This window comes from Bradyrhizobium sp. Bra64 (assembly GCF_024519875.1).
GTDB lineage: Bacteria > Pseudomonadota > Alphaproteobacteria > Rhizobiales > Xanthobacteraceae > Bradyrhizobium > Bradyrhizobium japonicum_G.
Genome location: NZ_JALJRD010000004.1, coordinates 336,462 through 361,268, shown reverse-complemented (window position 1 = coordinate 361,268; position 24,807 = coordinate 336,462). Strand labels below are relative to the sequence as shown.

The 24,807-nt window shown below is 65.1% G+C and carries 17 protein-coding genes; 4 read left to right on the top strand and 13 right to left on the bottom strand.

Translation table 11 applies throughout. The features are described from left to right. The first annotated feature begins 115 nt into the window (after positions 1–115). Positions 116–976, top strand: coding sequence for a D-amino-acid transaminase (locus NR187_RS16715; protein WP_211381362.1), 861 nt, complete (start codon positions 116–118; stop codon positions 974–976). Positions 977–1,102: 126 nt separating this feature from the next. Here the strand turns inward: NR187_RS16715 and NR187_RS16710 are convergent, their stop codons facing one another. The 3 genes from NR187_RS16710 to NR187_RS16700 all read right to left on the bottom strand — a co-directional run bounded on the left by NR187_RS16710 (position 1,103) and on the right by NR187_RS16700 (position 4,401). Continuing rightward, on the bottom strand, positions 1,103–1,564 hold the full coding sequence (locus NR187_RS16710) for a carboxymuconolactone decarboxylase family protein (RefSeq protein ID WP_211381363.1): 462 nt from the start codon (positions 1,562–1,564) through the stop codon (positions 1,103–1,105). Positions 1,565–1,593: 29 nt separating this feature from the next. Beyond that, positions 1,594–3,204: an MDR family MFS transporter gene (locus tag NR187_RS16705; protein ID WP_256807074.1), complete on the bottom strand. Its 1,611-nt coding sequence runs from the start codon at positions 3,202–3,204 to the stop codon at positions 1,594–1,596. Positions 3,205–3,279: 75 nt separating this feature from the next. Continuing rightward, the gene (locus tag NR187_RS16700; RefSeq protein WP_211381365.1) at positions 3,280–4,401 is read right to left on the bottom strand and encodes an HlyD family secretion protein; all 1,122 of its coding nucleotides are present in this window, start codon (positions 4,399–4,401) and stop codon (positions 3,280–3,282) included. A 279-nt stretch (positions 4,402–4,680) separates the two neighbouring features. Between NR187_RS16700 and NR187_RS16695 the strand changes: the two genes are divergently transcribed. Next, a complete protein-coding gene (locus NR187_RS16695; protein WP_211381366.1) occupies positions 4,681–5,592 on the top strand; it encodes a LysR family transcriptional regulator in 912 nt (303 codons plus the stop codon). Here the strand turns inward: NR187_RS16695 and iaaH are convergent. Together iaaH and NR187_RS16685 are read right to left on the bottom strand one after the other, a co-directional pair. Further along, complete coding sequence (iaaH, locus tag NR187_RS16690) at positions 5,587–7,011, bottom strand: indoleacetamide hydrolase (RefSeq protein ID WP_211381367.1); 1,425 nt, start codon at positions 7,009–7,011, stop codon at positions 5,587–5,589. The genes NR187_RS16695 and iaaH overlap by 6 nt on opposite strands. Before the next feature lie 75 nt (positions 7,012–7,086). Beyond that, the gene (locus NR187_RS16685; RefSeq protein ID WP_211381368.1) at positions 7,087–10,536 is read right to left on the bottom strand and encodes an indolepyruvate ferredoxin oxidoreductase family protein; all 3,450 of its coding nucleotides are present in this window, start codon (positions 10,534–10,536) and stop codon (positions 7,087–7,089) included. Between the two features lie 153 nt (positions 10,537–10,689). On the opposite strand from NR187_RS16685, the gene NR187_RS16680 reads away from it, so the two are divergent. Further along, positions 10,690–11,145, top strand: a complete 456-nt coding sequence (locus NR187_RS16680) for an Lrp/AsnC family transcriptional regulator (protein ID WP_211381369.1) — start codon at positions 10,690–10,692, stop codon at positions 11,143–11,145. A gap of 135 nt (positions 11,146–11,280) precedes the next feature. Here the strand turns inward: NR187_RS16680 and NR187_RS16675 are convergent, their stop codons facing one another. Genes NR187_RS16675 through NR187_RS16665 form a run of 3 tightly spaced genes read right to left on the bottom strand, consistent with a single transcriptional unit; the run spans position 11,281 to position 14,524 of the window. Beyond that, the gene (locus tag NR187_RS16675; RefSeq protein WP_256807073.1) at positions 11,281–12,066 is read right to left on the bottom strand and encodes a fumarylacetoacetate hydrolase family protein; all 786 of its coding nucleotides are present in this window, start codon (positions 12,064–12,066) and stop codon (positions 11,281–11,283) included. Positions 12,067–12,081: 15 nt separating this feature from the next. Beyond that, entirely contained in the window at positions 12,082–13,449 is a 1,368-nt protein-coding gene (locus NR187_RS16670) for an LLM class flavin-dependent oxidoreductase (protein WP_211381371.1), read from the bottom strand. A gap of 22 nt (positions 13,450–13,471) precedes the next feature. Further along, on the bottom strand, positions 13,472–14,524 hold the full coding sequence (locus NR187_RS16665; RefSeq protein ID WP_211381372.1) for an Ldh family oxidoreductase: 1,053 nt from the start codon (positions 14,522–14,524) through the stop codon (positions 13,472–13,474). A gap of 295 nt (positions 14,525–14,819) precedes the next feature. Here NR187_RS16665 and NR187_RS16660 point away from each other — a divergent pair, with 295 nt between their 5' ends. After that, positions 14,820–18,935: a GAF domain-containing protein gene (locus tag NR187_RS16660; RefSeq protein ID WP_211381373.1), complete on the top strand. Its 4,116-nt coding sequence runs from the start codon at positions 14,820–14,822 to the stop codon at positions 18,933–18,935. On the opposite strand, the gene NR187_RS16655 is transcribed toward NR187_RS16660, so the two are convergent. From NR187_RS16655 to NR187_RS16635, 5 genes are all read right to left on the bottom strand, one after another. Next, the gene (locus NR187_RS16655) at positions 18,909–19,250 is read right to left on the bottom strand and encodes a hypothetical protein (RefSeq protein WP_211381374.1); all 342 of its coding nucleotides are present in this window, start codon (positions 19,248–19,250) and stop codon (positions 18,909–18,911) included. The two genes, NR187_RS16660 and NR187_RS16655, sit on opposite strands and share 27 nt — an antisense overlap. A gap of 204 nt (positions 19,251–19,454) precedes the next feature. Next, complete coding sequence (gene galE / locus NR187_RS16650; RefSeq protein ID WP_211381375.1) at positions 19,455–20,447, bottom strand: UDP-glucose 4-epimerase GalE; 993 nt, start codon at positions 20,445–20,447, stop codon at positions 19,455–19,457. A gap of 12 nt (positions 20,448–20,459) precedes the next feature. Continuing rightward, on the bottom strand, positions 20,460–21,266 hold the full coding sequence (locus NR187_RS16645) for a WecB/TagA/CpsF family glycosyltransferase (protein ID WP_211381376.1): 807 nt from the start codon (positions 21,264–21,266) through the stop codon (positions 20,460–20,462). Next, positions 21,259–23,631, bottom strand: coding sequence for an exopolysaccharide transport family protein (locus tag NR187_RS16640; RefSeq protein WP_256807072.1), 2,373 nt, complete (start codon positions 23,629–23,631; stop codon positions 21,259–21,261). Before NR187_RS16640 ends, NR187_RS16645 begins: the two co-directional genes overlap by 8 nt. Positions 23,632–23,922: 291 nt before the next feature. Next, positions 23,923–24,723 carry a bifunctional 2-polyprenyl-6-hydroxyphenol methylase/3-demethylubiquinol 3-O-methyltransferase UbiG gene (locus tag NR187_RS16635; RefSeq protein WP_211381378.1) on the bottom strand — a complete coding sequence of 267 codons (801 nt, stop codon included), beginning with the start codon at positions 24,721–24,723 and terminating at the stop codon, positions 23,923–23,925. Positions 24,724–24,807: the final 84 nt, after the last annotated feature.

The following is a 24,807-nucleotide window of genomic DNA, read 5'->3' as shown; positions in this document are numbered from 1 at the left end:
GTCATTCCGGGACGTGCCGCCCGGCGCGGGCCCGGAATGACGGGTTGAGGGTTTCGTGGCAACAACAAATCCCTTATACCGGCGGGTAATCCCTATTCCCGCCAGGAGACCTGCCTTGGACTCGATCGCCTACGTTAACGGCTCATTCGTCCCGCTCTCGGACGCCAAGATCTCGGTCCTGGATCGCGGCTTCCTGTTTGCGGACGGCATCTACGAGGTTTCGGCCGTGCTCGACGGCAAGCTGATCGACAACGCTTCGCATTTGACGCGGCTGGAGCGGTCGGTCGGCGAGATCAAGCTGAAGCTTCCGGAGACGCTCGAGCGCATCACCGAGCTCCAGAAGGAGCTGATTGCGCGCAACAAGGTCGAGAACGGCCTCGTCTACCTCCAGGTCACGCGCGGCGCCGACAAGGGCCGCGACTTCGCCTTCCCCAAGGGCGACGTCAAGTCGAGCCTGGTGATGTTCACCTCGGAGAAAGACATCATCGGTTCGGCCGCAGCCAAGACCGGCATCAACGTGATCACCGTGCCCGACATCCGCTGGGAGCGGCGCGACATCAAGAGCGTGGCGCTGCTGGCCCAGGTGCTGGCGAAGCAGGCCGCAGCCGAAGCCGGCGCCGGCGAAGCGTGGATGCTCGAAGACGGTTATGTCACCGAAGGCGGTTCGTCCTCGGCGTTCATCCTCACCAAGGACGACGTCATCGTGACTCGCAAGAACTCCAACGCGATCCTGCCGGGCTGCACCCGCAAGGCGGTGGTCGCGCTCGCCGAGGAGCGCCAGCTCCGTGTCGAGGAGCGTTCGTTCACGGTCGCCGAAGCGCTTGCAGCCAAGGAAGCCTTCGCCACCTCGGCCTCGCTGTTCGTCCAGCCGGTGGTTGCGATCGACGGCAAGAAGGTCGGCGACGGCAAACCCGGCCCGATGGCGGCGCGGCTTCGCGAGATCTACGTGGAGTTCGCCAAGGCGACGGCGGTCTAAGCCACATACTCAGCTATCGTAAGGGTGGGCAAAGGCGCGCTTGCGCCGTGCCCACGTCTTCTTCGCGGTTGCCCAAAAGAGGTGGGCACGCTTCGCTTTACCCGCCCTACGAGATTTGGCTGCGGCCTACGCCGCCGAGGCCTTCACCTTCACCGGATGCACCGCACGGAACGCGATTGCGATCCTGTTCCAGGCATTGATGGCGCCGATCAGCATGGTCAGGTTCACCGTCTCCGCATCGGAGAATTGCGTGCGGACCTGTTCGTAGACGTCGTCAGGTGCGTGCGTCTCCGAGATCAGCGTCACCGACTCGGTCCAGGCCAGTGCGGCGCGCTCGCGATCGGTATAGAGCGGGGATTCACGCCAGGCGTTGAGCAGATAGATGCGCTGCTCGGTCTCGCCGCGCTTGCGGGCGTCCTCGGTGTGCATGTTGATGCAGAAGGCGCATCCGTTGATCTGCGAGGCCCGGATCTTGACGAGCTCGATCAGCGATTTCTCGAGGCCCGTCGACTGGATCTGCTCTTCCAGCGCCATCAGCGCCTTCATCGTGTCCGGGGCTGCCTGGTAGAAGTTCATGCGGGGTTTCATGGTCGATCTCCTTGCTTGCTAGGTTGATTTCAGTGGGCGCCGCCGGCCGAAGTCGGGCCGGCCTTCTTCAGGAAGAGGACTGCGGCGAGCGCGACGATCAGCGCCATGCCGAGCAGATAGAAGGTGTCGCTGAATGCGAAGATGTAGGCCTGCTTCTGCACGACATGGCCGATCGCGACATAGGCGCGATGCGACGCATCGGCGCGGTCGAGAATGCCGTGATTGATGAAATACCGCGTGAGCTGCTCCAGCCGCGTGCGGGTGGCCTGCTCGAACAGCGAAACCGACTGCGTCAGCACGTTGGAGTGATACTGCTCGCGCTTGGTCAGCGCGGTCTGGAGTAGCGCGATGCCGACGGCGCCGCCGAGATTGCGCATCATGTTGAACAGGCCGGAAGCCGAGCCAGCATTCTCCGCCTCGATGCCAGCCGTGGCCACCGCCGACAGCGGCGCCATCACCAGTGCCTGGCCGATGGCGCGGACGACGTTCGGCCACAGCAGCTGGTCGGCGGCATAGTCATTGGTCATGGTGATGTTCATGAAATTGGAAGCCGCGAACAGCACGAAGCCGACGCCGATGATGATGCGCGCATCGAATTTCTGCATCAGGCGCGGCACCAGCGGGATCAGCAGGAGCTGCGGCAGACCGGTCCATGCCAGTACCATGCCGATCTGCTCGGCGTTGTAGCCCTGGATGCGGGCGAGATATTGCGGCAGGATGAAGACCGAGCCGTACAGCGCGATTCCAAGCAGGAAGTTCGCGAGCATGCCGAAGCCGAAGTTGCGGCGGACCAGCAGGCGCAGGTTCAACAGCGGCTTCTTCACCGTGAGCTCGATGATCAGGAAGGCGGTCAGCGCGACGGCCGCGATGACGGAGAGCTTGACGATGAAGGGCGAGCCGAGCCAGTCGTCCTTGTTGCCTTCTTCCAGCACGGTCTGAAGCGCCGACAGGCCGATCGCCATGGTGATGATGCCGGCCCAGTCGCCATCGCGGAGCAGCGTCAGCTTCATGGGCTTGGGGTCGAGCGCGTACCAGAGCATGCCGACCATGATCGCGCCGGGGACGAGGTTGACGTAGAAGATGTACTGCCAGCCGAAATTCTCGGTGAGATAGCCGCCGATGGTCGGGCCGATTGCGGGCGCGAACGTCGCCGACAGCGCGAACAGCGCAAGGCCGACCGGCTGCTTGGCCCGCGGCAGCAGCGTGATGATCAGCGTGAAGGCCATCGGGATCAGCACGCCGCCGGAGAAGCCTTGGACAGCGCGCAGCACGATCATCTGCGGCAGGTCCTGCGCAAGCGCGCACGCCGCGGACAAAAGCAGGAACAGGATCGCGTTGGTGAGGAGGTAGATCCGGATCGAGAACACCTGGGCGAGCCACCCTGAAAGCGGGATCACCACGATCTCCGCGATCAGATAGGAGGTCGAGATCCAGCCGCCGTCGTCGATGCCGGCGCCGATCGCGCCCTGGATGTCGGCGAGCGAGGCATTGACGATCTGGATGTTCAGCACTGCCATGAAGGCGCCGAGCGTCGCGCCGATCACGGCGATCCAGGTTTTTGCGGACACCGCCGGCGCGGCGGGCGCCGTGGCGGCGGGAACGTCGGCAGCGGCGTTGACGGTCGGTTGAAGCGTGCTCATGGAAGCCTCGTCCCGGTGACGGAGACAGGATGCATTCGGCGGACGGTTTCGATCATCGACGAAGTCCTGGAACGGTCATCCGGCGGGTTTGGTGTCTACGGTCGGCACCGCGGACATGCCGGGGCGTAGCAGGCCGGTCAGGCTGTGGTCGTCCAACACGATCTTCACCGGCACGCGTTGCACGATCTTGGTGAAATTGCCGGTGGCGTTATCGGGGGGCAGCAGCGCGAACTCGAGTCCGCTCGCCGGCGAAAGGCTGTCGACGTGACCGCGAAGCGTGCGATCGCGAAAGCTGTCGACATGCAGTTCGACCGGCTGGCCCGGACGCACATGGGTAAGCTGGGTCTCCTTGAAATTCGCGACCACATAGACTGCATCGAGCGGCACCACGGCCATCAACTGCGTGCCGGCCTGCACGAACTGGCCGACGCGCAATGAGCGCGCACCGACCGTGCCGTCGACCGGCGCGGTGATCTCCGTATAGGACAGGTTCAGCTCTGCCTGGTCTGCGACTGCACGAGCGCGTTCGAGCTGGGCTGTGGCCTGGGCGCGCTGGGTGGTGAGCACGTCGACCTTGCGCTGTGCGGCCACGAGGCCTGACTTGGCATGCTGCAATTGCGCGTTGCTGGCGCGCAGCGCCGCATCGGTTTGCTGCGCGCGCTGAATCGTGCCGGAACCCGACTTCATCAGGTCGTCGTAACGAGCGCGCTCCTCCTGCGCGAACTTCAGATTGGCGTCCGCGGCGGCGACATCGGCCGTGCCCTGTTCGATGATCGGCTGCTGAAGCGCGAGTTGCGCGTCGATGTTGCGCACCGAGGCTTCGCCGGCGGCGACATCCGCGCGGGCCTGACCGAGCGCCGCCTTGAAGTCACGGTCGTCGATCTTCGCCAGCACCTGTCCGGCTTTGACCTTTTCGTTGTCGCCGACCAGGACCTTCGCGATGTAGCCGGAAACCTTCGGCGCGACGATCGTGGAGTCCGCCTTGACATAGGCGTCGTCGGTCGTCTCGAGAAAGCGGCCGTTGATCCAGTAGTCGTGACCGTAATAGACAATCGCTGCCGTGCCGGCGAGGAGCGCGAGCACCAGCGCCGCGCGCTGGACCATCTTCCGGGTCGGCATACGCACCGACGGCTTGACGTAATCATCAGTGATTTCAGTTGCTTGCTGGAAATTCTCGCTGCGGGGCATCTCGGACATCGCGGTCTCCTATCGGCTCGCAGGGACTATCGGTCGTTCCAGGTCGAGCGATAATCGGTGAAATGCCGGAAGGATTATCCAGTAGGAGCGGATAGTCCCAGCTCCCGGCCCTGGTCTGCAGGGGGTTTAGCGAACCAGAGGTGCGGCTGCCCCAGAGCGATTGCCGCGTCTGTCGAGCGATTGCTGCTAACGTCTGCGCCCCTGCTGCACGAGATGATCGGATGGATAATCCAGGGGAATACCTTGCGATTGTCGACCGAGAGCGGATAATCAGGCGGCATGGACCGATTGACCAGCCTCGAAGTCTTCAGCCGCGTGGTCGAGACCGGTGGGTTCTCTGCAGCAGCTCGCAAGCTCAACATGTCGACCACCATGGTGAGCAATCACGTTCAGGCGCTGGAAGACCGGCTTGGGGTGAGGCTGCTTCAGCGCACCACACGCAGGGTCAGCCTCACCGAGATCGGCAAGGCCTACTACGACCGCTGCGTCCAGATCCTCGCCGATATCGGACAGGCCGACGACATCGCGAGCGAATTGCAGTCGGTGCCCCGCGGCACGCTACGGGTCCACGTCGCCACACACATGGTGCCGTTCGTCGCGCCCGTGGTGGCGAAACTCCTGTCGACCTATCCGGAGCTCAAGATCGATCTGCGCATGGGCGAGGCCGAAATCGACCTCATCGAGGAAGGCTATGACGTCGCCCTGCGGATGACCTCGCCGCCGGATTCGAGCCTGATCGTCCGCAGCCTCGCCACCTGGCGCCACGTGCTGTGCTGCTCGCACGACTATCTCGAAAGGCATGGCCGCGTGCAGAAACTCGACGAGCTCGCCGCGCACAATTGCGGCCGTCATTTGAATTATCCCTTCGGTGACGATTGGCGCTTCTTCGATCGCAAGGGCACGCCGGCATCGGTGCGGATCTCCGGCAGCTTCATCACCAATAGCGGTGAGGCCCTGCGCAAGGTGGCCCTGGAAGGCGCTGCCGTCTGCCTGATGGCCGGATTTCTCATCCAGGACGATCTCGAGGCCGGTCACCTCGTTCGCCTCCTGCCGGAATATCGTCCCGTCGAGATGTCGATGAACGCGGTCTATCCGCACCGTCATCATCTGTCGGCGAAGGTCAGGACCTTCATCGACATGCTCGTGCACCACAGCGCCGAGCAGCAGAAGCTGATCAATCCGTATTCATGACCGGCGCGGCGCCGGGAGTCGCCCGAACAGCCTTTCCAGCGCCATGCCGACCGCGAGCAGCCGCCGATCGCTGCCTGCCGGCCCGTCCAGCTCGAGACCTATCGGCAATCTGCAGGTGGCGCCCAGCGCAATGGGAATCTGGATGCCGGGAATGCCGGCATTGCTGCCGGGATCGGTGTTCTGGATGAAAAGACCGAAATTCTCGAGGCTGCTGGAGTCGGGATTGGACGCGATCGCCACGCGCGGCGTGGTCGGGAAGGCGATGGCGTCGAGCCGATTATCGGCAAAGGTCCTGCCGTAGAGCGCCTGCAGCGCGGGACGCGCGGTCTTGATTGCGTGGTCGTAGATCGGCCTGGCGTCGACCAGCGTGTCGTCGGGGCCGGGCAGTTTGCGCGGGATGACGAGGCCATCATAGGTACCCTTCACGTCGGGGCTGGCGATCTCCCTGGCCAGCGCCTCGATGGTGATGCCGGTGCCGGTATGCGCGAGATAGGCGACCAGATCGTCATAGGCCTCGTACAGCGCGACGGGAAAGCTGGCTTGCCCGTTGAGCTCAGCCAGTTGCGGCATCTCGATCTCGACGATCGTGACACCCTGCGCCTTGATTGTCGCGACGGCCGCGTGGAAGGCGGCTTCGGTATCCGCATCGAGATTGGCGAGCATGGTCTTCACGATGCCGATGCGGACCTGCTTCAGGTCGGCCGGCTGCGTGGCATCGCCGCCTGCAATGACACGGTCCAGCAACTCGACGTCGGCCATGGTGGCGGCCATCGGGCCCGCGGTGTCGCGGGTGTGGGATATCGGCGCGATGCCCTGTTGCGGATAGCGTCCGACGGTCGGTCGCAGCGAGGCGCATCCGTTCAGCGCGGCCGGCACCCGGACCGATCCGCCCGTGTCGGTCCCAAGCCCACCCGCGACGATCCGCGCCCCGAGCGCGGCGCCCGTGCCGGATGAGGAGCCGCCGGCGATCAGCGTGCGGTCATAGGCATTGCGGACACCGAACTCCTTGCCGGTCTTGAAGGCGGTGTTGTAGCCGGAGATGCCGAAGGCCAGCTCATGCATGCTGGTCTTGCCGATGATGACCGCGCCCGCGGCCCGTAGCTTCGCCACGACCGGCGCGTCGGCCTTTGGGACATAATCCTTCAGCGCGGGCGTGCCGGCGCTACAGGGTAGCCCGGCCACCTCGATGTTGTCCTTGATCACGATGGGAACGCCGCCGAGCGGCTTGCCCCTGTCCCCCTCCGCATCGAATGCAGCCGCGGCCCTCAGGGCGCCGGCCTCATCCACAGTGACGAAGGCGTTGAGATCGGCATTGGCCTTGGCACGGGCAAGAGCTTCCGTCGTGAGCGCGGTGCTCGTGACTTTTCCGGCGCGAAGGTCGGCTGCGGCCTGGGTCAAGGTCAACTGATCGAAATCCATGATGCGTCACCCGATTGCAGGGGTGCCATCAGGGCACCCCTCGGGTTCAGAGGCTGAAGCCTCGTCGTCGCCCCGTCAACCGTAAGCGCGCATCTTTGCGGGCGATGGCGCGTCGAGCTCGGAGAACAGCCGCTCGACCTCGGCCTTGACCTTCACGATCGCGGCGTCTTTGACCGGCCCGTAGCCGCGGATATCCATCGGGGCTTTTGCAATGGCGACGAGATTTGGCAGATGCGCCGCATCGAGGCCGTCGAGCATCCGCTTGACCACGTCATCGTACCAGCTGATCAGCTCCCGCTCGGCGCGCCGGTCCGCCGTGTAGCCGAATGGATCGAATGGCGTGCCGCGCAATCCCTTCAACCGCGCCAGCATGGCGAACGGCAACTGGATCCACTGGCCGAAGGCGCGCTTGCGCGGCCGGCCGCGGCCGTCGATCCCTGACGGCAGGAAGGGTGGCGCGAGATGATATTTGATGCTGAAGCCATCCTCGAATTCGCGCTTCAGTTCGTCCAGGAACCCGCTCTGCATGTGCAGGCGCGCCACCTCGTACTCGTCCTTGTAGGCCATCAGCTTGAACAGGGCGCGCGCGACCGCCTCGGTCAGCGCCGTGCCGTCCACGGAAGATTCGGCGTCGCGGACCTTTGCGACGATCGCCCGATAACGGGTCGCATAGGCGCGGTCCTGATAGGCGGTGAGAAAATCCGCGCGACGGTCGATGAGCTGGTCGAGCGTCTCGGCCTTGAGCGCTTCATCCACTTTGGGCAAGAGGTCCGGATCTGCAGCCGCGATCCGGCCCCAGGCGAAAGCCTGCCTGTTGCGTTCGATCGCGACGCCGTTGAGCTCGATCGCGCGCAGCAGCGCGTGCAGCGAGACCGGCACCAGGCCGCGTTGCCAGGAAAAGCCGAGCATGATGATGTTGGCATAGACGGCATCGCCGAGCAGACGCTCGGCGAGCGCGTTGGCATTGATCGTGTCGAGCTTATCCTCACCGATCACCCGACCGATCGCACGCAGGCGGGCGGGGGAGGCGAGGTCGGCGTCGCGGAAGCGGACGACGTCTCCGGTCGGCATCTCCGCGGTGTTGACCACGGCGCGTGTGCCTTTCCGATAGGTGCCGGACGCCTTCGGCGAGGAGCTGACGACCATGTCGCAGCCGATCAGCGCATCGGCCGCACCCTGGTCGATGCGCACCTGATGCAGCGCCTCGGGACTTGCAGCAATCCGGATAAAGCTCAGCACAGGCCCGAACTTCTGCGCAAAGCCGGTAAAATCAAGCACCGAGACGCCGCGTCGTTCGAGATGCGCCGCCATGCCGATCAGCGCGCCGACCGTGATCACGCCCGTGCCGCCGACGCCGGTGACGAGCAAATCGTAGGGAGGATCGAGCGTTGCGGGGTTGGGCAGGGCAAGCGTGCCCGCGTGGCTGACCGCGTCGATCAGGCTCGCGCTCTTCTTCCGGCGCGTCGCGCCCTCAACGGTGACGAAGCTCGGGCAGAATCCATTGAGGCAGGAAAAATCCTTGTTGCAGGTTGAGAGGTTGATCCTGCGCTTGCGTCCGAACGGCGTCTCCCTGGGTTCGACGCTGAGACAGTTGGATTCGACCGAGCAGTCCCCGCAGCCCTCGCAGACGAGATCGTTGATGTAGGCAAAGCGTTTCGGGTCGGCCATCTCGCCGCGCTTGCGCCGGCGCCGTTTCTCGGTGGCGCAGGTCTGCTGGTAGATCAGCACCGAGACGCCGGAGACGTCACGCAGCTCGCGCTGCACGCTGTCCATCTCCTCGCGCGGATGGAGGCCGACGCCGATCGGCAGGTCCGCCGGGGAAAATTGCGCGGGATCGTCCGACACCAGCGCGATGCGCTCAACGCCCTCGGCGCGGACGCTGTGCGCGATCGCGTGCACGCTGATGGGGCCGTCGACCGGCTGGCCGCCGGTCATGGCGACGGCGTCGTTGAACAGGATCTTGTAGGTGATGTTGGCCTTGGCGGCGATCGCCTGCCGGATCGCCATTGAGCCGGAATGATAATAGGTGCCTTCGCCGAGGTTCTGGAAGACGTGCTTGTGGCCGGTGAACCGTGACGAGGCCGCCCAGTTCACGCCTTCGCCGCCCATCTGGATCAGCGAGGAGGTCTCGCGGTCCATCCAGCTCGCCATGAAGTGGCAGCCGATGCCGGCCAGCGCTTTCGAGCCTTCCGGCACCTTCGTCGAAATGTTGTGCGGGCATCCCGAGCAGAAATACGGCGTGCGCGTTGCGCCCGAGACGTTGATCGTGCGCGCCGCCTCCGGCAGCAGCGCGGCTGCACGCGCGGTGAGATCGAGCCCCGGAAAAATCGGATCGAGCCGCCGCGCCAGCACGCCGGCGAGCACGCGCGGCGACAATTCGCCGATCCAGGAGATCAGCCGAGCCCCTCGCTCGTCGTGCTTGCCGACCATGCGCTCGGGTTTTGAGCCGGGATAGTCGTAGAAATATTCCTTGAACTGGCTCTCGATGATGCCGCGCTTCTCCTCGACCACGAGAATCTCGCGCTTGCCCTTCACGAAGTCCATGGCGTCGTGCAGCGCCAGCGGCCAGACCATGCCGACCTTGTAGACGTCGATGCCGATGCTGCGGCAGGCCGCCTCATTGAGGCCTATCAGCCGCAACGCTTCCATCAGGTCGAGATGCGCCTTGCCCGTCGTGACGATGCCGTAAGTGGCGCCGGGAATGTCGTAGATGTGGCGATCGATCGGATTGGCTTTGGCAAAGGCGTAGACCGCATGCTTCTTCGCCTCCAGCCGCTCCTCGATCTGGGGGCCCGGCAGGTCGGGCCAGCGATAATGCAGGCCGTCCGGCGGCGGCGTGAAGTCGGGCGTGCGGAAGGCGCGCGGCGGGCGCAGCGCGACGGAGGCGCCGGATTCCACGATCTCCGAGATCGCCTTGAAGCCAACCCACATGCCGGAGAATCGGCTCAGCGCGTAGCCATATTCACCGAATTCGAGATATTCGCCGACGTTCGCGGGGTGCAGCGTCGGCATGAACCAGCTCATGAAGGCGACATCGGATTGATGCGGCATCGAGGAGGAGACACAGCCATGGTCGTCGCCGGCGACCACCAGCACGCCGCCATGCGGCGAGGAGCCGTAGGCGTTGCCGTGCTTGAGCGCATCGCCGGAGCGGTCGACGCCGGGGCCCTTGCCATACCAGAGCCCGAACACGCCCTCGACCTCGCGGTCGGCTTGCGTCTCGACCTGCTGCGAGCCGAGCACGGCGGTTGCGGCGAGATCCTCGTTCACCGCGGGGAGGAACTCGATGCGGTCGCGCTTCAGCCGCTCCTGTATGCGCCACAGCTCCAGATCGATGCCGCCGAGCGGCGAGCCGCGATAACCTGAGATGAAGCCCGCGGTGTTCAGCCCTGCCGCACGATCGCGCCTGACCTGATCGAGCGCGATGCGGACGATGGCCTGCGTGCCCGTGAGGAAGACGCGGCCCTCGTCGCGATCGTAGCGGTCAGGCAGTTCGTAGCTGTCGAGTGATGGAATGGCGTCCATGGCGGGCCTCGCACGGCATTTGCCGAATACCGGAAGGTTATGCCCGGGATGGCGGTAGGTCTTACCTATTTGTCCCGTATCAGGTCGACAATTCGGTAGATTTTTGCACCAGGTGGCAGATACTGGTAGGATCGATCGGATCGAGAGGCTCCCATGATCGAAGACCAGGACGCGCGGATTCTGGCCCACCTCCAGAATGACGGCCGCGCCACCAACCAGCAGCTCGCGGATGAGGTCGGCATGTCGACCTCGGCCTGCTGGCGCCGTGTGCGCGCGCTGGAGGAGAGCGGCGTCATCCGGGGCTATGCGGCCCTTGTCGCGCGCGAGCAGGCGGGCTTTGCGATGTCGGCCATCCTCCACGTCTCGCTGGAGCGGCACGACGCAAAATTCGTCGACGAGTTCGTCGCGCGCGTGACCACGCGGCGTGAGGTGCTGGAGTGCTTTGCGACCACGGGCGATGCCGATTACCATTTGCGCGTCGTCGTGCAGGACATGGCCGCCTACAACAGATTCCTCGACGAGTTCATGTTCCGCATCCCCGGCATTCGCTACGTCCGCAGCAACGTGGTGCTGAAGGAGATCAAGACCAGCGTGGCGCTGCCGTTTTGAGTTTGCGGCGTATTCAAATCTGTCTCCTCACCCTGAGGAGGCCGCGCAGCGGCCGTCTCGAAGGGCGAGGCTGCAGCCGGGCCTTCATCCTTCGAGACGCTTGCTTCGCAAGCTCCTCAGGATGAGGATCAACAGCTACCGATGCTCCCGCACAAATCTGTTCCGCAATGTCCCGATGCCGGTGATGTCGATCTCCACGACGTCGCCATGCTTGATGTCCGGCGAGGCGCCGTCAGTGCCCATCCAGATCACGTCGCCGGGCCATAGCGTAAAGTATTTCGTCAGCTCGACCAGGAACGGGACCACGCCGAAGATCATGTCGTTGGTGTGGAAGCGGTTGGTCTCCTTGCCGTTGACCCTGACGATCGTCTGCATTTTGGCGAGATCGGCTTCGGTCTCGATCCATGGGCCCATCGGCTTGAAGGTGTCGGCGTTCTTCGAGCGCCACAGGCTGCGGTCGGCCTTCTGCCAGCTTCGTTCGCTGACGTCGTTGCCGATGGTGTAGCCGAATACGCAATCCATCGCGTTCTGTTTGGTGAGATGCTTCACCTTCTTGCCGATGACGACGACCAGTTCGCCCTCGTAGTGGATCTTGTCCGTCGCAAAGGAGGGGATCACGACCTCCTCGTCATGCGCGATCAGCGCGTTCTGGGCGCGATAGCCGATCTCGGGACGATCGGGCACGGCCGGTACCTCGCCGCGCTTGTCGGCGGCTTCCTTCAGGTGCTTCAGATAGTTCAGGCCGACGCAATAGAACGTCCGCGGGATCAGCGGCAACTCGATCTTGACCTGCGACAAGGGAAGCGTGCGCGAGGTGCGCTGCCATTCGCCGAACGGTTCGCCGTCGACCGCAACCACCTGATCACCCTCGACGATGCCCCAGGAGGTCTCGTTCGAGGCGGTGAATTTCAGCCAGCGCATGTCGTGTCCTCGTTGTTACTCCGCTGCATCGCGCGGTTGCACTTTCCAGGCGCCGGCGGCCGGCCGCCTCAAGCCGAGATTTTCCCGCAGCGTCTTGCCGCGATACTCCTTCTGGAACAAGCCACGCCGCTGCAATTCCGGCACCACGTGGTGCACGAAGTCGGCGTAGGAGCCGGGCACGTAGGTCGCGGCGATGACGAAACCGTCGCAGCCGCGCTCGACGAACATTTCTTCGAGCTTGTCCGCGATCTCCTTGGGGCCGCCGACCATCGCATCCTGGACCTGGCCGCGGCCGGAGAAGGTGACGAAGTCGCGCGCGCTCGGATTACTCTTGCCGGAATTTTTCAGCACGCCGTCGCGGATGCCCAGAATGCCCTGCATGCTCTTGAGCTCGTCCGTCGTCAGCGGCTCGTCGAGGTCCTTGGAAGCGAAATCGTAGTTGAGCGCTTCGGCCAGCAGCGACAGCGCGTCGATCTGGAGCGGCAGCTTGTTGATCAGCGCCATCTTGTCTTCGGCTTCGCTCTTGGTCGCGGCGCAGACCGGCGTCGTCAGGTTGCAGAGGAACATCTGGTCGGGATCGCGGCCGGCCTTCGCGGCCTCGTTACGTACCGCCGCATACCCGTCCTTGGCCGCAGCGAGGTTGCGCGCGGCGGTGAAGATCACCTCGCCCCATCGGCCTGCAAAGCGCTGGCCGCGGCCGGACGCGCCGGCCTGGATGATGACGGGATGGCCCTGGTCCGAGCGCGGCACGGTGAAGGGACCGCGCGACTTGAACGCCGGTCCCGTGTGATCGAGCCGCTTCACTTTGCTCGGATCGGCAAAGCGGCCGCTCTTTTTATCCATGATCAGCGCGCCGTCTTCCCAGGTGTCCCAATGGCCGAGCACGACCTCCATGAACTCGTCGGCCTTGTCGTAGCGGGAATCATGTTCGGGATGGGAGTCGCGCCCCATGTTGAGCGCCTCGCCGTCATTGAGCGACGTGACGACGTTCCAGCCCGCGCGCCCGCCGGACATCAGATCGAGCGTTGCAAAGCGGCGCGCGACGTCGAATGGCTCGTAGTACGTGGTCGAGCAGGTCGCCCCCAAACCGAGATTTTGGGTGACGAGGCCCATCGTGGTCAGCACGATGAGCGGGTCCATCTTCACGCAGCGGATGCCGTATTCGACGGTGTGGGCGTGGTCATTGCCGTAGCGGTCCGGCATCGCCAGGCGATCATCGAAGAAGGCCATGTGGAACTTGCCGGCTTCCAGAATCCTGGCGATCTCCTGATAATAATCCGCCGACATCGAATCATTGCGTGAGTCTGGATGCCGCCATGAGCTCGGCAAGTTCGTGCAGTTCTGCGCCTGGAGGAAGCCGACCAGTACCATCTGCCGCGTCATGCTGCTTTTCTCCAAAATTCGGTCAGGCCAGATCGAGGATGGTGTCGAGCCGGTAGTCCTGCGCCAGTGAGCGCAGCTTGTCCCAGGTCGCATCCTCGATCTCGATGCCGTCGCGCAGGCGCTGCTGCTCGCGCAGGCCCTCGAGCTCGCCGGGATAGTAGACCCCCGTGCTGCCCGCGGATGGCGGCGTCGATTTCAGATAGCGTGCGAACTCGCCGACCTCGCGCTTGAACTCCTGCAGCGGGCGGAACGCGGCGACATTGAACACCGCCATGAAGCATCCGTCATTGTGCCGCCCCGTGGGCTCGACACCGAAGCCGAGACCGGTGAGCAGGCCGCACAGCACCTCCACCATGGCGGCGAGGCCGCTGCCCTTGTAGCCCTCGGTGCCGCCGAGCGGCAGCAGCGCGCCGCCCTTGCGATACTGAGTGGGGTCGGTGGTATGCCGTCCCTCGGCATCGATGATCCAGCCCGTCGGGATCTCCTCGCCGCGGGCGACCGCGAGCTGGATCTTGCCGGCCGCGACCGCCGAGGTCGCCATGTCCAGGTAGAACGGCGCGTCGAGATCCGACGGCACGGCGATCGAAATCGGGTTGGTGCCGAGCCGCGCTTCCTTGCCGCCGAACGGCGCCACGTGCTTCGGCGAGCGGCCGGAATCGGCGGTTGCGATCCCGATCATGCCTTCGCGCATCGCCATCAGCGGATAGGCGGCGAGGCGGCCGACATGGCTCTGCCGGAACACGGTGCAGGCGGCGACGTTTGCGGTCTTCGCCTTCTCGATCGTCAGCGCCATCGCCCTGGCGTTGACGTGGAAGCCGAACCCCCAATGGCCGTCGATCACGGTCGTGGTCGGCGATTCCTGGACGATGGACCATTTGGCGCCGGGCACGATGTGGCCCGCCTTGATGCGGTCGATATAGGTGGGAACGGCGATCACGCCGTGGGAATCATGGCCGGCGAGATTGGCGTTGACGCAGCCGATGGCGACCGCGTCGGCCTCTTCCTCGGAAGCCCCGGCGGCACGGAGCAGCACAGCGCTGATGCGCGTGAGGCGGTCGGCCTTGACGATCGGCATGGCGTTTCCCCGGCTTGGTGCCCTTAACGGGCGGCTCGTTGGCAGCCATCGTCTCAAAGCGCGGCTGCGATATCAATCTCCCGTAAACCAACACAGGGCTGCAAATTCGTAAAGAGACCGCGCACTCGGTCGAGGATACGTCCCGCGCGGCGGTATTTTCGACGGTTTGGCGAAGGGCGTTCGCAGCTCGTTCACTTTGATCGATGGTTTGCGGCGCGCAATAACGTCCGTTTAGGCGATGGCCGTTCATAAAGTGCCCGGGATAAATAGGCAGAAATGCCCGGGAGCTGAGATCGTGCCGACGACACTCGCGCGCACCTTTGCGGCGTTGAGCGCCATAAACGAAGCGATCCTCTACGCGAAATCGCCGGACGAGCTGTACCAGAAGGTCTGCGACGCCGGGTTTTCGAGCGGGGATTTTTTGGCCGTTGCCGTGTTCCTGGTCGGAGCGGATGGCCGGCGGCTGCAGTTTGCGGCCGGCTGCGGCGATGACATTCCGCGGCTGAGCTCCATCACGATCACGACGGACGCCGGCACACCCGAAGGGTTGGGCGTTGGCGGCGAAGCTTTTCGCGATCAGAAACTGTGCGTCAGCAATGACTATCTGAACGATCCGCGATCGCTGGCGTGGCGCGCGGGCGCGGCCGAGGCCCGGATCGGCGCGGCGGCAGCATTGCCGCTGCTCTGCAACGGCAAGAGCGTCGGCGTGCTGTACGTGACCCGCCGCGAGGCAGGCTCGCTGAACGAGCAGATGGTGTCGCTGTTCGAGCGCATGTCGGCCAACATTTCCTATGCGCTGGACAATTACGCGCGCGAGACCGCGCGGCAGACCGGTGAGCGGGCGACCCGCCGGCTCAACCGCATGTTCGGCGCGCTCAGCGCAACCAATGAAGCCATCCTGCGCGCCAAGACCGAGCAGGAGCTGTACCAGCTCGTGTGCGACGCCTCCGTCCATGGCGGCAAGTCGCTGGCGACCATCGTTCTGCTCCGCGAACCGGATTCGCACTGGATGATTCCGGTCGCGTCCACCGGACAGAACCTCGAACTGGTCACCCAGGCCCGCTACTCGATCGATCCGGACAATCCCTATGGAAGGGGCATATCCGGCGAGGTGTTCCGGACGCAAAAAGCCATCGTCGAGGAGGATCTCGCCAGCCGCACCAGGGGCTCGCCGTGGGAGCAGGCCAACATCAACACCGGCGTTGCCGCCTGCGTGATCGCGCCGCTGATCAGGCGCGGCGAAAGCGTCGGCGTCCTGTTGTTCTTCATCAGCCGGTCCTGGGCCAAGGACGAGGAGATCGTCGCGCTGCTGCTGCGGATGGCGGAGAACGTCTCGTTCGCGCTGGACAATTTCGGACGCGAGGCTGACAAAGCCAGGATCGCCGTGGAAGAAGAACGCCTGGCCCGGATGTATGCGGCGCTCAGCGCCACCAACGAGGCGATCTTGCGCGCGCGGTCGCGCTCCGAGCTGTTCGACCTCGTCTGCGAGGCGACGGCCAAGGGTGCCAAGTTCACCTCGGTCACCATTGCGCTCGCCGATCGTCGCGCCGAGCTGCTGCGCGTCGTCGCCTGCTATGGACCGAATGCGGACCAGGTCCGCAGCTTCAAATTCTCGACCTCCGACCAGGTGCCCGAGGGCCGGGGGCTGACCGGCACTGCGTTCCGCACCTGCCAGCCCGCGGTCAGCAACGACGTGCTGTCCGATGACCGCATCAAGCCCTGGCAGCCGAGCGCCCGTCGCAACGGGATTGCGTCCTCCGCGGCGCTGCCGCTCTTCAACGGCGATCGCGTCGAGGGCGTGTTCCTGTTCAACTCTCCGGAGCGCGACACCTTCACGGGTGAATTCGTCGAGTTGCTGCGCAAGCTGCAGGCCAATGTCGCCTTCGCGCTGGAGAATTTCGACCGTGCCGACGAGAAGGCGAAGGCAGACAAGCAGCGCAGCAGGTCGAGCGGCATGTTCGAGGCGCTGAGCGCCACGAACGAGGCCATCATGCGCGCCAAGACCCGCGAGGAGCTGTTCGAGGTTGCGTGCCAGGCGGCCGTGCTCGGTGGCGTCTTCGCGTCGGCGACCATCGGAATCACGGACGAAAAACGCGAGCTGGTTCGCGTCGTCGCGGTCAAGGGACGCCTCCAGGAGCGAATGGTTGGACGTACTTGCGACGTCTCTCCCGATCATCCCGAGGGTCGGGGAATCATCGGCACGTCATTGCGCACGCGCCGGCCCAGTGTGATCAACGACTATCTCAACGACCCGCGATCGGCGCATTGGCATTCCAAGGCGGCTGAAGACGGAACCCGGGCCGCTGCCAGCTTCCCACTGCTGCGGGCGGGCCAGGAGCCGATCGGCATCCTGCTTTTCCTCGCGCCGGAAGAGAACACATTCACGCCAGATATGGTCGAGCTGCTCGGGCGCCTGGCCGAAAACGTGTCGTTCGCACTGGATAATTTCGATCGCGCCGAGGAAAAGGCCCGCACCGAGGCGCAGAAGGAGCGCCTGACGCGCATGTTTGCGGCGCTGAGCGCCACCAACGAAGCGATCATGCGGGCGAAGTCGCGCGCCGAGCTGTTCGACCTCGTGTGCCTTGCGGCGTCGGACGGCGCCAAGTTCACCTCGACCACGATTGCACTGGCCAGGGCCGACAGCGACCAGCTCGAGATCGTCGCGAGCGCTGGGCCGTCCGCCGACACCACGCGCAGCGTCCGTCTCTCCGTCGACCCCGACCGGCCGGAAGGCCGCGGCATGAGCGGCACGGCGTTCCGCACCCGCCAGCCCTGCATCAGCAACGACTATCTCAACGACGATCGCGTTCGCGTATTCCACCCCATCGTCCGCGCCGATGGCGCACGGTCGGGTGCGGCGTTCCCGCTCGTCGCGCATGATCAGGCCGTTGGCGTCATGATCTACATGTCGACCGAACCGGGCACTTTCACGACCGAGTTCGTCGAGCTGCTGCAGCGTCTCGCCCACAACGTCTCCTTCGCGATGGAGAATTTCGATCGGGCAGACGAGAAGAACGAAGCTGACGAGCGGATCGAATATCTCGCCTCGCACGATAGCCTGACCGACCTGCCGAACCGCGAGACGTTCAACGGGCTGCTGCGCGAGGCGATCGACGAAGCTCAGCGCCACGATCACCGCTTTGCGGTACTGTTCATCGACCTCGACCGTTTCAAGGTGATCAACGATTCGCTGGGCCACGAGGCCGGCGACCTGCTCCTGCTCGAAGTGGCGAACCGGTTGCGCGGTGCGCTGCGGGCAAGCGACGTGGTGGCGCGGCTCGGCGGCGACGAATTCGTGGTGATCCTCGACCAATGCGGCGAGATCGACGACGTCCAGCGCATCGCGTCCGGGCTGCTGGCGGCGCTCGCCGAGCCCATGGAGCTGGCCGGCCACGAGTGCCACACCACGGCTTCGATCGGCATCGCGATGTACCCGGCCAACGGCTCCGACGCGCAGACGCTGACCAAGAACGCCGACATGGCGATGTATCTCGCCAAGGAGGACGGCAAGAACGGCTGTCGCTTCTTCTCCAAGGAAGTGAAGACGCAGTCGATCGAGCGGCTGTCGCTGGAGAGCGCGCTGCGCCGGGCGCTGGAGCGCGACCAGTTCTCGCTGAACTACCAGCCCAAGGTGGACATGGAGACCGGCCAGATCACCGGCGTGGAAGCGCTGCTGCGCTGGACCCACCCCGATCTCGGCAGCATTTCGCCGGCGCAGTTCATTCCACTTGCGGAAGAAACCGGGCTGATCGTGCCGATCGGCCGCTGGGTGGTGAAGGAGGCCTGCGCGCAGGCCATGGCCTGGCAGCGCCGCGGCCTGCTGCCGGTGTCGATGGCGGTCAACCTGTCGCCGCGGCAGTTCGCCGACGAGCATCTGTTGCAGGACGTCGACGAGGCACTGGCCGCAAGCGGCATGTCGCCGGTGCTGCTCCAGCTGGAAGTTACCGAGAGCATGATGATGCGCAACGTCGGGCGCGCGCTGAAGGTGCTCGACGCCATCCAGAGCCGTGGCATCCGCCTCGCCATCGACGATTTCGGCACCGGCTATTCGTCGATGTCCCTGATGAAGCATTTCCCGATCGACACCATCAAGATCGACCGCTCCTTCGTGCGCGACCTGCCGCAGGATTCGGAAGACCAGGCGATCGCACAGGCGATCATCAGCATGGGCAAGGCGCTCGGCATGACGGTCGTCGCTGAAGGCGTCGAGAACGCCGAACAGGAGGCGTTCCTGCGCACCCACGGCTGCGACGAGATGCAGGGCTTCCTGATCTCGAAGCCGCTGCCGGCGCGGGAGATGGCCGAACTGCTGCGGCCGATGGTCCTGCCCGTTGCGCCGCCGCTCCAGCCGGAGCCCGATCTGGGCGCGGCCGAAGCCGCCGCGTCACGGCTGAAACGCGCTGCCGTCTGACGGCTGCGGATGCAGTTCGCGGAGGTCCTCTTCCCTGATTGCCGCCTTGCACGGAAAATCATCCGGCCAGGCAAGCGAGGTTTGTTCGGCGAACAGCGTGAGAAGGGTATGCGCGCCTTCGGCAAAGCTCGAGCCGTCGCCCAGGCCGAGTTCACGACACCAGGCCTGCCGCATCGGTTCGCGCGCGTCGAACACCGCCATCGCCGGTCCCCACCACCAGGCCGGTGCCGGCGAGCGTTTGTCCTCGGGCACGGCATGCCAGAGGACGAGCTCGCCCATCACGCGCTCGAATTGCAGGCTTGCGGCCTGATGCATTCGTGCTCCTTGGGCCGCGCCTGAAAGCAGGCCGATGCGCGGACTCGATTGTGGCCTTCGCTGTGAAAAATCGGCTCGCGCTGTTGGTCGAGCCACGTGTGCCGCTTCCATTGGCGGCCAAGGGCGGCCGGCATGGTCGCCGCCGCTGACTGTGACAATCTCTTTAGCCGCTAAGGGTCCCGACCAGCAAGGATAATACGGCGCCTAGCGCGATTTGAGTGGATGCGCTTTCTGGTGCCAGGCCCAGGCGGTCCGGATCACGGTGGAGAGGTCGGAGTGGCGCGGCGCGAAGTTCAGCACTTTTCGCGCGGCGGAGGGGTCGGCGACCAGATAAGTGGGATCGCCGGCGCGGCGCGGCTTGACGGTGTGCGGCACCTCGCGCCCGGTTTCCCGCCGGATCGCGTCAAGGATCTCCCGCACGGAGAAGCCCGCACCGGTTCCGAGATTGAAACTGCCGCCGGAATGTCCTTCCTCCAGCAGCTTCAACGCCGCAAGGTGCGCGGCCGCCAGGTCGGTCACGTGGACGTAGTCACGGATCGCCGTGCCGTCGGGCGTGGCGTAGTCGTCGCCGAACAATGCGAAATCGACATGTCCCTGGAGTGCCATCATGGCGCGCGGAATGAGGTGGGTTTCGTTGTCACGCAGCTCGCCGATGCCGCCGGCCGGATCGGCGCCGCTGGCATTGAAATAGCGCAGGCAGAACGCGCCGAAGCCATAGGCCGCGCGATAATCGGCGAGCATGCGCTCGATCATCCATTTCGACGCGCCGTAGGGATTGATCGGCGCGCAGGGGAAGTCTTCCGGCAGTGCCTTGGAATCGGCGTTGCCGTAGACGGCGCCGGTCGAGGAGAACACGATGCGCCGGCAGCCTGCACTCCGCATCGCCTGCAGCAGCGACAGCGTGCCCTGGACGTTGTTGACGTAGTATTTCTGCGGGTCGGTCATGGACTCGCCGACGAGGCTTGCCGCCGCGAAATGCATCACCGCCGTGACCTTGTGCTCGGCGAAGGCGCGCGCCAGCGCCGCGCCGTCGAGCAGATCGCCGGCGATCAGCGGGCCGGCGACGAAGTTGCGATGGCCCGTCGAAAGATTGTCATAAACGACGGGTTGATAACCGGCGGCAGTCAGGGCGCGGCAGGCATGCGAGCCAATGTAGCCCGCGCCTCCTGTGACGAGGACGATCGGTCGGTCGGTCATGTCGTCGTCTACTCAGCGATTGAAGGGCCGGTTGCGGCTAAAGAGAAGATAGAGCGCGCGGGGGTTGGTGGTCAAATAGCGCCAGAACAGGCGGCGAGGCTCGAGCATGGTGCGCCAGGCCCATTCCAGCCCGACCTTCTGCATCCATTGCGGCGCGCGCGGGCGGCTGCCCGACAAGAAATTGAACAGGCCGCCGGATGTCTTGATGACGCCGACATTGGTGAGTAACGGCGTGTATTCCTCGACGAATGCCTGCTCGTTTGGAACGCCCAGCGCAACCCACAGATAATCGGGTGCGAGCGCGTTGATCTCCTCGACCTTCGCACGTAGCGCCTCGCCGCGCAGATAGCCGTGGCTGTAGCCGACGATTTTGAGGTTGGGATACATCTTCTGGACGTTCTCGACCGCAGCGGCATTCTCGGCCTCGCTGGCGCCGAACATGTAGAAGGTGCGGCCGACCGCTTCAGCCTTGCGCGCGACGACGTGAAACAGGTCCGTCGTGGCGACGCGCTCGGGCAGCGGAAACCAGGATTGCAGTCTGGAGGCCGCCACCAGCGGCTGGCCGTCGGCGTTGATGAGGTCTGCGCCGCGGAACAGGCGTTCGGTCTCCGGTTCGGTCGAGCACCGCGCCAGCACCTCGCCATTGGCCGAGGTCAGGTGCAGCGGACGTCCGATGCGATGGCGCGGATCGGTCGCTTCGATCATGAAATCGGCGGTCGCTTCCAGGTCGAGCGCGGCCATGCGAAGGCCGCCGATGGTGATCCGCGGCACCTCGGCGGTTGCGGCACGGCCATCCTGATTGATGCGGCGCTCAAGCATATTGTCTGCCTCGCTGGCGCGCTTGGGCCATAGGGGTGAGCTCGTCGAGTACGACGCCGACGAGCTTGCGCTCGGCGCGGCCGAGCGTGTTCAATATCTCTTCCAGGCCGTCGTTGATGTCGAGGCTGGTCGGCAGCACCGCCACCGCCGCGTCGACGTCGTCGAGCAGCTTGCGGCTGCCGGCCGTGAGTGGCGCCGCGGGACCGTCGAGGATGACGAGGTCGTAGCCGCCGGCGGAGCGGGCCTGCGTGATCGCCTTGCGGATGGCCTCGGTGGCCTTGCCGGCGTCGTTCTCGCCGGCCGGCAATACCGAGATGCCGTTGACCGTCTTGATCTCGCGCGCGGCCTTGCTGCCGATCGAGAGCCAGCCGAGCTTGCTCGGCTCGACCTTGCCGGAACGGTTGACCTTGTTCGAGAGCGAGTGTGCCTGATGGTCGGCATCGATCATCAAAACGCGAGCGCCGTCGCGCGCGGCTGCGAGTGCGAAATTCAGCGCGGTCACGCTGCGCCCGGTGGTCTCACCGGCACCGACGAGCGCGATGACCGGCATCGCCTTGCCGCCGGCGCGCCGGGTTACCGCGGTGCGCATGTCGCGCCAGGCGTTGAGCAGCGTCGTCAGCGGAAAGCCGGGGCGCAGCGTCGGCCAGCCCAGCCGGGTAAGATCGACGCCGTCGCCACCGGTGGCGAGAATGGCACCGAGCGTGTGGATGACGTCGGCTTCCTGGAGCCGCGCGATCAGCGGCTTTTCGATCAGGGGCTTTTCGGCGATCGAAGGTTGCAGCGGTGGCGCGGCGAGTTCCGGCAGAGCGGACACGACTTCCGGGATTCGTGAATCCTGCTCGGCCCGCGCAGTCTCCGGAGCCCGCGACGTCTCCGGAGTCCGGGGAGCTTGCGGCGCCGGAGTGCGATTGGGACGGGCGGGCGCGGACGCGGGTGCGCCGGCGAGCAGCAGCTCGGCTGCGACGAACCAGCTCGCAGCAGCGATTGCGCCGACGGTGAATCCGATCATGGCGAACATGCTCATCGCCGGCGGGAACGAGCGCCGCTGCGGCACCGTCGCTTCGCCGATGATTCGGGCCGCCGAGGTGTTCAGCGTCTCCTGCTCCTCGGTCTCGCGCGAGCGCTTGAGGAAGGACTGATAGACGTCGCGGCTGGCATCGGCCTCGCGCTCCAGTTCGCGCAGACGCACGGCGGCCTGGCTGAGCTGGACGCTTTGTCGCTTCTGCGCCTCCAACGCCCGGTTGAGCGAGGCTTCAAAGTCGCGGGCTCGCGTCAGATCGTTCTTGGCGGACTGGGCGAAGCGGTCGATCTCTTCGTTGATGGTGCGCTTGAGATCCTCGACCTGCTTCTCGGTCTGGCGCAGCGCCGGGTGGCGCGGGCCGAGCTCGCCGGCCTGCTCCGCATATTTCTTGCGCGCGTCGGCGTATTGCGCTCGCAGGTTCGCGATGGTCGGCGATTGCAGTGTCTCGGTGTTCGCGCCGGCATCTGCTGTGGTGCGGCGGCTCGCCTCGATCTGGTCCAGGCGCGCCTGCGCATCCATCGTCGCCGCGCGGGCGGCTGAAAGCCGCTGGTTGCTGGCGGAAAGCTGCTGGTCGCTGATCAGCGCGTCCTGGGTGCCGACGAAATTGTTCTGGGCCTTGTAGGTCGCGAGCACGGTCTCGGCGTTGCGCAGCCGCTCGCGCAGCTCCTTCAGGCGGCCGGAGAGATCGTTGGTGGCGCGCCGCGCGGCCGAAGCCTGCGAGTTGCGGGATTCCATCAGGTAGGCGCTGGTCAGCGTGTTGGCGAGCATCGCCGCCTTCGCCGGATCGGTCGACCAGACCTCGATGTCGACGATGAAGCTCTTCTCGGTCTTGCGGATCGTGATGTGCCGGTTCAGCGCCTCGAGGGCCGCCAGCTGCACTTCCTTCTTCTCCGCGGCGGAGGGCGCGCGGGGCTGAAGGCCGATCAGGCCGAGCAGCGACGACATCAGGCTGTTGCCGTCACCGCCGCCGCCGAATTCGGGATCCTTGTCCAGATTGGCCTGCTGGATCACCTGCAGCAAGACGCTGTTCGAGGTGATCAGGCGCGCCTGGCTCTCGACCACCATCGACATGCCGGAGACATCCTGCGCGCGCGGCGTGAGCTCGCGATCAACGAGTTGAAGCTCGCGCGGATCGACGTAGAGCTGGGCAGTGGCGGTATAGCGGGGTGTCAGGCTCTTGCCAGCGGTGACGGCAAGCGTCGCACCGAGGAGCGCCGCAGCGGCAATCGCGATCTTCCGTCGCCAGAGCAGGTTGACGAGCTCCAGCACGTTGAAGCCGGTCTGGGGCCGCTGCTGCGGGGCCTCCGGTCGGGCCCGATCTATCGGCTGGTTATAGTCAAGCATGAGCCCCAGCTTTCATTCCAACTATCGCGTGCTGAGGGGTTAGTCTTCGTTTCTTGCCACGCACCAGGGATATAGGTGCCCAATCAACGCAACAGGGAAAATTAACCATACTCATTGAGGGACTATTCACCGAAATGGCAAACAAAGCGTTTAAGCGCAGGCCACTCTTCGACGCATCGCCGTGACATGCGGGATCGCGGGGTCCCTCGGAGATTAACGGTTCGTTACCGCGCGCTGCGTGGCCGCGGAGCTTCGCTCTCCTTGCGACCGGGCGCGCGCGTGTCATGGCTGTCAGCTCTTCCGCAGGATGACGTGATAGTCGCCGCGGCGGACATCGGTCCCGCGCGGAAGCACGGCGTTCATGACAGAGGCGCCGGCGTCGACCAGGGCTGCGAACAGCGGCTTGCGCCGGCGCATCTCGGGATAGCGTGGGCTTTCGACCTCACGGCGGTAGATCATCTCCAGACCGTTGGCGGCAGCGAACGCTTCGAGCCTCGGCAGCGTCACCAGGGGATGGAAGAAGGTCGGGAACGGCGGCTCGCCCGGCAGGCCGGCATCCTTGATGCCGCGGATATTCCGGTAGAACCAGACGTGGAACCAGTGCGGCGAGTATTTGGTGACGACGCCGGACAGCGAGTGCGGATTGGGTGCGCCGATCAGGATCATCCCGCCCGGCTTGAGCGCGTCGCGGAAGTTCAGCAGCGCGGCATCGACCTGGGGCAGATGCTCGATCACGTTGTAGCAGATCACCAGATCGAAGCTTTCGCGGCCGAAGCGGTAGGTCTGAACGTCGCCGAGGATCGCTTCGTCCGCATAGCTGTTGTTGCGCACCTGCTCCTCGTCGATGTCGACGACCGTGACCTTGCTGCGGCTCAGCAATTCCGGCGGCAGAACGCTGCACGAGCCGCCGCCGGCCTCATAGGTGGCGAGCTGGCCCTGCGGCAGTTCGCGGCGCAGCAAATCGTGGACGGCGAGCAGGCTGTCGCGGGCTTCACCGGGGACGAGATCGTGCAGCGCCTGAGCGGGCGCAGCGGCCGCGGCCATCGGGATCGTCGTGGCTGTCGCGAAATCAATCGTGGCTGGCTTGTTCATATTTTCTGACCGCGCTTGTTCGACTCAAATTTACAGGAAAAATCCCGCATGCCCGTAGAGCAAATCCGATGCTGCGACGCTTCA

What these genes read in the sequence shown, in the direction of transcription:
- NR187_RS16645 (WP_211381376.1), bottom strand. Translation starts at nt 21,266, where the DNA reads ATGCTTGAGCGCCGCATCAATCAGGATGGCCGTGCCGCAACCGCCGAG.
- iaaH (WP_211381367.1), bottom strand. Translation starts at nt 7,011, where the DNA reads ATGGATTTCGATCAGTTGACCTTGACCCAGGCCGCAGCCGACCTTCGC.
- NR187_RS16710 (WP_211381363.1), bottom strand. Translation starts at nt 1,564, where the DNA reads ATGAAACCCCGCATGAACTTCTACCAGGCAGCCCCGGACACGATGAAG.
- galE (WP_211381375.1), bottom strand. Translation starts at nt 20,447, where the DNA reads ATGACCGACCGACCGATCGTCCTCGTCACAGGAGGCGCGGGCTACATT.
- NR187_RS16655 (WP_211381374.1), bottom strand. Translation starts at nt 19,250, where the DNA reads ATGCATCAGGCCGCAAGCCTGCAATTCGAGCGCGTGATGGGCGAGCTC.
- NR187_RS16670 (WP_211381371.1), bottom strand. Translation starts at nt 13,449, where the DNA reads ATGACGCGGCAGATGGTACTGGTCGGCTTCCTCCAGGCGCAGAACTGC.
- NR187_RS16695 (WP_211381366.1), top strand. Translation starts at nt 4,681, where the DNA reads ATGGACCGATTGACCAGCCTCGAAGTCTTCAGCCGCGTGGTCGAGACC.
- NR187_RS16685 (WP_211381368.1), bottom strand. Translation starts at nt 10,536, where the DNA reads ATGGACGCCATTCCATCACTCGACAGCTACGAACTGCCTGACCGCTAC.
- NR187_RS16700 (WP_211381365.1), bottom strand. Translation starts at nt 4,401, where the DNA reads ATGTCCGAGATGCCCCGCAGCGAGAATTTCCAGCAAGCAACTGAAATC.
- NR187_RS16635 (WP_211381378.1), bottom strand. Translation starts at nt 24,723, where the DNA reads ATGAACAAGCCAGCCACGATTGATTTCGCGACAGCCACGACGATCCCG.
- NR187_RS16665 (WP_211381372.1), bottom strand. Translation starts at nt 14,524, where the DNA reads ATGCCGATCGTCAAGGCCGACCGCCTCACGCGCATCAGCGCTGTGCTG.
- NR187_RS16680 (WP_211381369.1), top strand. Translation starts at nt 10,690, where the DNA reads ATGATCGAAGACCAGGACGCGCGGATTCTGGCCCACCTCCAGAATGAC.
- NR187_RS16640 (WP_256807072.1), bottom strand. Translation starts at nt 23,631, where the DNA reads ATGCTTGACTATAACCAGCCGATAGATCGGGCCCGACCGGAGGCCCCG.
- NR187_RS16705 (WP_256807074.1), bottom strand. Translation starts at nt 3,204, where the DNA reads ATGAGCACGCTTCAACCGACCGTCAACGCCGCTGCCGACGTTCCCGCC.
- NR187_RS16675 (WP_256807073.1), bottom strand. Translation starts at nt 12,066, where the DNA reads ATGCGCTGGCTGAAATTCACCGCCTCGAACGAGACCTCCTGGGGCATC.